This is a genomic window from Helicobacter baculiformis (assembly GCF_900197685.1).
Lineage (GTDB): Bacteria > Campylobacterota > Campylobacteria > Campylobacterales > Helicobacteraceae > Helicobacter > Helicobacter baculiformis.
The window spans coordinates 1-8,882 of the sequence record NZ_FZMF01000074.1 but is presented as its reverse complement, the minus strand read 5'-3'; the positions used below and the strand labels follow the sequence as shown (position 1 = coordinate 8,882).

Here is an 8,882-nt window from a genome sequence, read left to right as displayed (position 1 = left end):
CCCCCCCCCCCCCCCAATCACCCATCGCCCTAGACATCTATGATTCTAGGGGTAACTTCTTAGGGGTGAAGAGCTTTAGGGCGTTGGAGGGCGTGCCTAGCATTAATGAGTGGATAGCAGATTTCAAGGCTAAAGAGGGTTGGGCGGCGATCAAGCAGGGGCGTGGTGATTTTCAAAACACGAATTTAGTTGCCCTGCTCAATCAAATAACTAAACACACCCGCCCGCTTTTTATAGATGCCACTAACCTACACGCCCTAAGTGTGTACTTCAGTGTGCAACTTTGCATTAAACCCACTTGGATCAATGATCGCGATCAATTCTACGCCCCCTATGGGGATTCATGGCAAGAGGATCGCGACTTTTTAGGCGATTGCCTAGTCTTTATGCTCTTTCACGCGCAAAATCGCATTTCTATTAAACAGGGGGCAAACCATTTCATCCCCTTTAAAGAGCAAGCGCTCCACCCTAAAGCGCGCTACACCCACCACACTTTATTAGATTTTCTAGAGGGCAAAAGCCTAGCTTTTGCTCAAGACAAGCTTTTTAAGACACCCCGCCCCACACTCCCCACCTTTAGCCCTCATGCTTTAGAAGTGCTCAAAAGCGCTCAAGAGATTTATCGCTATTACCACTCCCATAAAGACTCTAACCCTAATGCGAGCTTATACGATATTAAGGAGTTTTTTGCAGGGCGTGATAGCAAAAACAAGCTCAACCCCCCAAGCAAAGCCCAAGATACTTTTTATAAAACTCTCTATGCTACCTTGCAAGAAAACCTAGACACCCTAGCCGGGCAAATCACCCCCAAAGTGTGGGAGTACGGGTTTTTGCGCTACTGAGCTAGCAAGCGCAGACGAGCCGGTGCAAGTAGAATACTCGCGCCGTTTGCGCGCGCCGGGTAAAGTCCCAAGCAGAACGCTTCACTTTAAAGAATTTCACCTAAGAGTACATAGCGCGCTTAAAAACACCCCTTTAAACCATGTTGAAGGGGGGTTGAACGCGCGTTGAATGCGCGTTAAACACCGCTTTAAGGGGTTTGCTTGGCGTGCCTTATTCTTGTTGTAACTTCTTAGCCAAGTCAATGATCTCTTGCATTTGGGCATCGCTCAACTTGCCCTCATGCATAAAGCGCACCTTGCCCGCCTTGTCTAGCACCACGACTAAGCTTTCTTGCTTTTTTAAATCCCATGCCTTTTGCACCACCCCCTCATTATCCATCACCACTTGGCTATTAGGGTGTTGTCTTTTAGCCTTTTTGGTTTCTCCGCGCACAAAAAGCCCCGTGCCCATAATGGCATCGTCCACATTGATGATATTAGTTGTTTGGTATTTATTCTCATCAAAATGCTCAGCGACAATTTTATCCATCAGGGGTTGGTTTTTTGCCTTCACACTCTTACGCCCGGCGATGTGCTGTAAGATACGCACTTTACCGGGCAAATTCTTGCTCGCCCACACTTTGTATTGGATCGAATCCCCATTCAAGATTAACTCGCCCTTATCCTGCACCACCACATTTGGCAACGACTGATTGAGGGTAAAATTGACCCCATGTGCCATGCTCAATGCCAATAATAAACTACCAAATACCTTTTGCAATATCTCCACCTTAAACTAGAATACAAGGATTATACTATGTCTTTTTAAACCCATAAATGGCTTGACATGCTAACCCCGCCCTGCTATCATAATCGCTTGAGATTAGGGAGAGCGCATGCAAGGGAGTGATAGAATTTTTGTAGCTGGGCATAGGGGTTTGGTGGGGCGCGCGATGGTGGCGTGTTTGCAAGAACAAGGTTTTGATCACTTGATTTTAAAAACCCACTCTGAGCTAGATTTAACACAACAGAGCGCGGTGGAGCAATTTTTTGAGATAGAACGCCCCGACATCGTCATTTTGTGCGCAGCTAAAGTGGGGGGGATTTTAGCCAATCACACCTACCGCGCGGAGTTTATTTATCAAAACCTCGCCATCCAAACTAACACCATTCACTGCGCTTACAAGTATGGGGTTAAAAAGCTCCTCTTTTTAGGCTCAACCTGCATTTACCCCAAAGAGTGCCCCCAGCCCATTAAAGAGCAAGCCCTTTTAACTAGCCCCCTAGAGCCCACTAACGAACCTTATGCCATTGCCAAGATCGCGGGCTTAAAGATGTGCGAAGCCTACAACGCCCAATATGGCACGAACTTTATCAGCGCGATGCCCACCAATTTATATGGCGAACACGATAATTTTGACCTACACGATTCGCATGTCCTGCCCGCACTCTTAAGAAAAATGCACTTAGCCCGCTTGTTAGAGAACGATCGCCTAGATTTGGTGTTGCAAGATTTGCAGATGTCTAGCCAACAAAAAGCCTTAAATCTCTTAGAACAACACGGAGTGAGCGCGCAGGGGGTGCGCATTTGGGGCAGCGGCGCGCCTAGACGCGAGTTTTTGCATGTGCGCGATTTAGCCCGGGGGTGTGTATTTCTCTTGCAACACCAACAAGCTAGCGCTACACTCAACCATACCAATATTGGCACGGGGGAGGATATTAGCATTAAAGATTTAGCCAACTTGATTAAAGAGATTGTGGGCTTTAAGGGGGATTTAGTCTTTGACCCCTCTAAGCCCGATGGGACTTTATTAAAATGTAGCGATGTGAGCAAGATCGCTAATTTGGGTTGGCGCGCAAGTATCCCCTTAAGAAGGGGCATTGAGCAAGTATACAAGTGGTATCAACACCGATGAAAAAGCACTCTTGGGCTATCTTCATTTTCTTATGGCTCTTTGTCTTTAGTTTTGGCTTGGGCGCGCAACACACGCCTACAACCCCCGCTACCCCCCAAGAACAAGCCTTTTTCAAGGCGGCTAAGGACCTCTATGACTCGCTTGTAAATGCCCAAGAGAACACTATACAAGTTGCCCTTAAAGCGGAGTGCGATCCAAGCAAAACGAATCGATCTTTGATGGCTTCAAAGGCAGTAGTACAGCACTTTAAAACATGGATTAACCTAGCTACCCAAATGATAGACCATGTGCCTTTTATGGCGCGCTTAAAAAGCCTCCCCCTTTACAACCAAATCAGGAGCTTTGAGGCTTTGCACGCCTTGGCGATGGTGCGCGCTAAGATTATGGCGGTAAATTGTGCGGCGCTAGAACACGGAGCGCCCCCTCCAAAGCCCCTTGAAGCCCAAAAACTCTTAGAAGTCTTGCAACAAAACCTAGAGTTTTTTTACCCCTTACTACTCAATGCCTCCAAACAGGGTTTGCCCTTAGAATCTTTTTTGCGCACTTCAAATTGGGGAACTGGCTTTGTGTTCAGCACATACGATTACCAAAGCGCCCTGCTAGCGCAACTGCACTTCTCCTCAGAGGACTATGACACCAAGCTCAAAACTTTAAAGGACATGTTAGCCAAAGACTCCTCGCCGACTATCTTGCGCCTTAAAACCCTAAGAGCAGGTCTAGATAATTTCCTCTTCAATAGATTCGATTATGGGATTGACGGGCAAGAAGAAGGGGCTTACTATAAACAGGTCCAAAAAATTCTAGGCTTGAGCCTGCAAGATATGCAGCGTTGGAGAGCTTATTACGCTTACCGCTTTGAAACTTGGTTAAACGGTGTGCGCGCCCTAAGCACCTCTAAGCCCCCTATTCCTCTTGATCGTCTAAATATCTATGACTGCCTCAATACCTCTAAAGAAAACATCCTAGCGTGTCAAGCTTTCTTAAAGAATCCCAGTGCGCTTTTCTATTATTACTTCCGAATAAGCCACCTCATCGCCTTTGGCGATGAGCCCTGCCTCTATCTCACCCCCCAAAACACGATCCAAACTTTCCTCTCCAAAGACCCCCTTTGTCAAACCCTACAGGTAAACCCTCCCCAAATGGGTATGGTCGTGCCCTCCAATATATTTAAGGCTTTTCAGGAGGCGCAAGATTCCTTAATCTACATGCTAGACACCCCCCCCCATGACCTCAAACCTTTTAAAAAACGCCTGCAAGCCATTTTGCAAACCACCCCCCTAGCCTCTCTGCGGGGGGCTAAATGGCATCATGTGCTAGATTACGAACGACTCCATCTTCTAGCCCTACTGCAAGGTTCTGTGATCTTTGATTCTGTTGTGGATCAATACCGCGTTGTTAGCCCCGCCCCCCTGTTGGCGTATCAATACCTCCACCTGATCCATTTTTTCTACACCCCTCTAATAGAAGCCACTAAACAAGGCTTGAGTCCTAGCGTGTATTTACAAGAGCTCAAAAAATCCGCTCGTAATGCTACCTACCCCTGCACACAAGAAGAACCCTGCACACGCCCTGACAACACCCCTTGGAGTCCTTGGCTTGAGGATTTTAGAAGCGCCAAATTAGGCAGTTGGCTTGTGGATAGGTATGAGGATACCCCTAATTTTAGCAATCTTCCCTATGATGTTCCCTCTGTAATGTGGACAATGAATGTTTGGGGTCGCAAACAAACAAATTTAATCAATAAGGATTTAGCCAAATGGTGGACTCCTAAAGAGGCCCCGCTATGGGATTTGCACTATAAAAGACGCATTGAGGCATTTTTCACCAACAAAGACTTTTATATAGACACGCTATTACACCCAGAAAAAATTTCACTAGATCGTTTGCGCGCCAACCCCACCCCCTGCTTTACCCCCAAATATTTAAACCAGCAGAGCGTGCAAAACTGCCAACTAATCCTAGAAAAACAACGCTTTGACCCCTCTAAAATCCGCGCTTATTTAAAAAGCATGAGACTCTTAAGCGTGAATAATAGCCCCTGCTTGTATCTGCACGGCAAAGAGCAATTACGCGGCTTTAACTCTAAAAACCCTCTCTGTCAAGCCCTGCAGATACGACCTCCTAATTTCTCTCCCCCAAACCATGTTTTAAAAAGGACATTTTTCAAGCGATGAAAAAGCATGTGATATGGCCCTGGTTTGTGATCCCTAGCTTTTTGGGGATCGCTTTGCTCAGTTTTTGGTTTATCGCGCGTCTCTACCATGTACCCCCCAAAAGCGCGTCCTTCCCCCTAGAAAAAGAGGCTTTTTACCAAGCCAGCCAAAGCCTTTATGACTCCATCCTCAAGGCTGTTAAAAAAGCCTCCAAGGAGGCGATATGCGACCATGGTGTAGACACCGCTTATTATGATGCCAATGTGATTAGCGACCATGCCAAGACTTGGATCAAGTTAGCCACACAGATGGTAGATGCGCTCCCCACGATCAAGCAGATTCAAGCCAGTTTGCCTAAAGCCCTAGCCACACGCATTAGAAGCTTTGAAATTCTGCATGCCTTTCTTTTGGTGCGCTATAAGATTCAAGATGTGGATTGTTATAGCAATGTCCATTCAAGTGTGTATGATGACGATGAGGACTTTGATCCCCCCGAAGTCTTTGATCCCGAGCCCCTCAATAAAGAAGCCTTGTTAGAAAATTTTTCTACCAGTTTAAAGCTAGTCTATGCGCTCTTGATCCAAAGCGCGCAACAAGGGCTCGATGTGAACGCTTACCTGCACTTTCAACAGACTAGCATCCCTAAACCTAAAGGATTTGAGGCGGAGGACTTTTTAAAAGATCGCAATCTCGCCTCTGCAAACCCTACGATCTTTGCCCAACTAAAGACTCTGTATTCAAGCGCAAGACCCATCCCCGGGCTAAGTCTTTATAGCATTGATTTAGGACACTATACCGGTCAGGCTTACTATGATGAAATGTTCAAGCCTTTGGGCTTGGATGTAGAATTTTTTCAGGCGTTGAGTCAATACTATATGGCTGCACTTTATGTGCGCGCAGATGGTTTGGATGAGATAGCCAATCAAGCTAAGCCCCTAGAGCAAACCCTTAAAAATTTCCCCCATCTTTGTTTCAACACGACTCTCTCTAAAGAGATGAAGGGGGCATGCCGCGATGTCTTGGCGCGCCCTAATGCGCATTTGCAAGAGTATTTGCGCGCTTTTCGTCTCATCGCCTTTAATGATCAGCCCTGCCTCTATCTCACCCCCCAAAACACGATCCAAACCTTTCGCTCTAAAAACCCCCTTTGCCGTGCGTTGCAAGCCCACCCCCCGCAAGTGGGCGCGCCTCTGCCTAAAGATTTGATGGCAGCTTTTCAAAACTCCCAAGATTTTCTCAAAAACGCGTGGAATTCTCCCGTGGATAAAGATGACAACCCCCATCCCCCCTCCAAGTGGTTTTTGACTTTGCAACAACACATCCGCGCCATTTTACAAGCCACCCCCCTAGCCTCTTTGCAAGATTCTAAGTGGGCTTACTTACTAGATTATGAGAGCCTGCACCTTTTAGCCCTCTTGCAAGGCTCGATCGCCCAATTCAATCCATCAGGTGTCTATATGGAACCCCTGCTCTTTCTTGCCAGCACCCCCGCCCCCTTGTTGGCTCAAAAATACATGCGCCTACTAGATTTTATCTACACCCCCCTCATCCAAGCGCACCAACAATGGCTTAATCCTAACGCGTATTTGGGCGATCTCAAAACCTATTACAACCCCACCCGTGTTTGTGAAACTAAAGACGCTTGCGCCTTGCCCGCTGACATCCCCCCTAGCCCATGGTTAGAAGATTTTAAAAGCGCGCAATTGGCATGGGATCTCATTCAAGATAAAGATAAGTTTTATCCCCCTTTTGACATGCGTGATTGGCGCATGCGTTGGTATGATGCCAAAGCTAGATGGCTGAAGAATCTTTCTGCTAACCAACAGCAAGCCCTCAAACTATGGGATCTGCACTATAGGGCGCGCGTAGAGGCGTTTTTTTATAGTAAAGACTATGATATAGATACTCTCAAACACCCTGAAAACCTCTCTGCATGGTGGTTGCGCACCAACCTCACCCCCTGCTTTGCTCCCCAATATTTAAGCCCAGCCAGCGTGCAAAATTGCCAACACATCTTCAACACCCAAAGTTTTAGCCCCTCGGCGTATCGCGATTATCTCACAAATTTTAGACTCTTAAGCGTTGGCAATAGCCCCTGTTTGTATCTGCACACTAAGGATCAATTACGCGGCTTTAACCCTAAAACCCCTCTCTGTAAAGCCCTGCAAGCATGGGCGCTCTACTCCCCCCCCAAAGCCATCATTCTACCCCCTCTATTTTTACAATCCCTAGAGACGATGCGCACGCGCCTAGAAGAGGCTTTACAAAAGGCGTACCAAGAAGACTCCATCTGCAAGCGCGATCGCGCGTACTTTTTACAAGGCGTGTTGCCTCAGCTAGAACAACAAGCCCAAAGCGCGCTAGAATCTCTGCCCTTACTGGCTAATTTTAAACCCAACAATGACAAAGAAAAGGCGTTATTAAAGCGTATCCAACAACAGGCGATGTCGCTCCTCTTTGCCCTCTTAGAGGGGGGTTCTAAGGATAATTGCCCAAAAAGCCCCCCCACCCCCACAAAGCAAATCGCCCAAACTTTTATGCGCGCGCTCAATTTTATCTACCAACCCCTCATGCGTGCGCGCACGCAGGGGCTAGATGTGGTGTGGTATGTGCATACCCTAGCGCGCATTCAAGAATTTCAATGCGCTGAGGGTTGTAAGGATTTGGACAAAAGAATGCAAGGTGTTGCCAACGATCGCTCAGTGTCGGGAAATATCTATGATGGGCGCATCGCCTACACCATTTACCAAGACTTTGATTTGATCTCCTTGATTTACGACTTCATCATGGGCAAGCCTAACCCCCATCTAGGCTACAATCTGCTCAACGCGCTCAAAATAGCCCGCACCGCGCCCCCCCAACAAAACGACTCTAAGCAGGGAGATCGTATTTTTATCTTTTCTTTGGATAAAAATTTGGATATGCATTTTTTAGGCTCTACAAATGACAATCAAGCCCTTGATCTCTCTAAAGAGGGTATTGCTACCATGATGGACCAACAAAAGCCCCTACGCCCGGTAAATTTCTTTGCCTTAAGGCGAGTCGCCCAGTTTTTAGAAAATCAGGGGATTTTGGACATCGATCGCAATGACGATCTCTACAACACCTCTGTTTTGTACAATAGCTTGACTTTCTTCTCCAGATACCCTGGGGCGTGTTTGCGCCCAGAGTATTTGCGCGTGAGCACCCAAAGCCAGTGCGTCCAAATTTTTAAGAGTGAAAGATACGATGTGGCTACCTTGAAGGAGTATTTGCAAAATTATATCATGGTGAGCTTGCAAGGCGTGCCCTGTTTGTATTTAGATAAGAACAAGCAAATTAAGGGCTTGGGCTCTTCTAGCAAGTTATGCCAAAGCTTATTAAAACCCTTGAGTCAAAAGGGGTGGTTTTACCACGATGAGGGGCATTAGGGGATGGGTGGTATCTAGCGCGCCTTACTCACCACGCTTGCATACGCCCCTAATTTCTCCTCCCACAGCGCTTTGACTTTCTCAATTTGGTGTTTCTCTAAAGCCCGTATAAAGTGTTCCATTAAGTCGTAGGCGATTTGGTTATGTGCATGGACGGGCAGGCTAAATTTTTCCTCTAAAAGCCTCTCTTTGTTAATTTTTCTACCAAAGCCGTATTGGTGTTGCACCCCATGCCTTAAAATCGTGGTGCAAAAAAGGGCTAAATGGCGGTTAAGTTCTTTTTCTTTGAGCCATACTACCATGCAATCATCGCAGGCCACAAAGGGGTAGGGGTGGTAAAAGCAACTCCCCACACTTCCATTATTGGCTAAAGTGATTTTGTTGGCATAGATTTTCATATAAGGAGGCGGGGCGACATAGCCATCCACGCCATTATTCATGGCACTTGAAGAGATATAAGCGATTTCCCCCTTTGTGTGATCCTCTTTTTTATACCGCCTCCCCCTTTCATAAACAAACACTTCACTAAAACTAAATGCTTGCCATTTAAAATTTTCTAGGCTTACCCCCCCCCCCCCCCCC

6 protein-coding genes are annotated in these 8,882 nt (G+C 46.8%); 4 read left to right on the top strand and 2 right to left on the bottom strand.

All coding sequences use genetic code 11. The features are described 5' to 3' along the window. Window positions 1-842, top strand: an 842-nt coding sequence (locus C6G87_RS08280) for a nucleoside 5-triphosphatase RdgB (dHAPTP, dITP,XTP-specific) (RefSeq protein WP_324761413.1), incomplete at its 5' end; no start/stop codon positions are given. A 211-nt stretch (window positions 843-1,053) separates the two neighbouring features. On the opposite strand, the gene C6G87_RS08275 is transcribed toward C6G87_RS08280, so the two are convergent. Continuing rightward, complete coding sequence (locus C6G87_RS08275; protein WP_233709083.1) at window positions 1,054-1,611, bottom strand: YtfJ family protein; 558 nt, start codon at window positions 1,609-1,611, stop codon at window positions 1,054-1,056. A gap of 106 nt (window positions 1,612-1,717) precedes the next feature. On the opposite strand from C6G87_RS08275, the gene C6G87_RS08270 reads away from it, so the two are divergent. The 3 genes from C6G87_RS08270 to C6G87_RS08260 are packed head-to-tail and all read left to right on the top strand — an operon-like array spanning window position 1,718 to window position 8,300. After that, window positions 1,718-2,737, top strand: a complete 1,020-nt coding sequence (locus C6G87_RS08270; protein WP_104753016.1) for a GDP-L-fucose synthase family protein — start codon at window positions 1,718-1,720, stop codon at window positions 2,735-2,737. Next, window positions 2,734-4,911 carry a glycoside hydrolase gene (locus tag C6G87_RS08265; RefSeq protein WP_233709082.1) on the top strand — a complete coding sequence of 726 codons (2,178 nt, stop codon included), beginning with the start codon at window positions 2,734-2,736 and terminating at the stop codon, window positions 4,909-4,911. Before C6G87_RS08270 ends, C6G87_RS08265 begins: the two co-directional genes overlap by 4 nt. Beyond that, complete coding sequence (locus C6G87_RS08260) at window positions 4,908-8,300, top strand: hypothetical protein (protein WP_104753014.1); 3,393 nt, start codon at window positions 4,908-4,910, stop codon at window positions 8,298-8,300. The genes C6G87_RS08265 and C6G87_RS08260 overlap by 4 nt, the downstream gene beginning before the upstream one ends. Window positions 8,301-8,314: 14 nt before the next feature. Here C6G87_RS08260 and C6G87_RS08255 read toward each other — a convergent pair. Continuing rightward, window positions 8,315-8,882: restriction endonuclease subunit S (locus C6G87_RS08255; RefSeq protein ID WP_199767681.1), on the bottom strand; the 568-nt coding region annotated here is incomplete at its 5' end.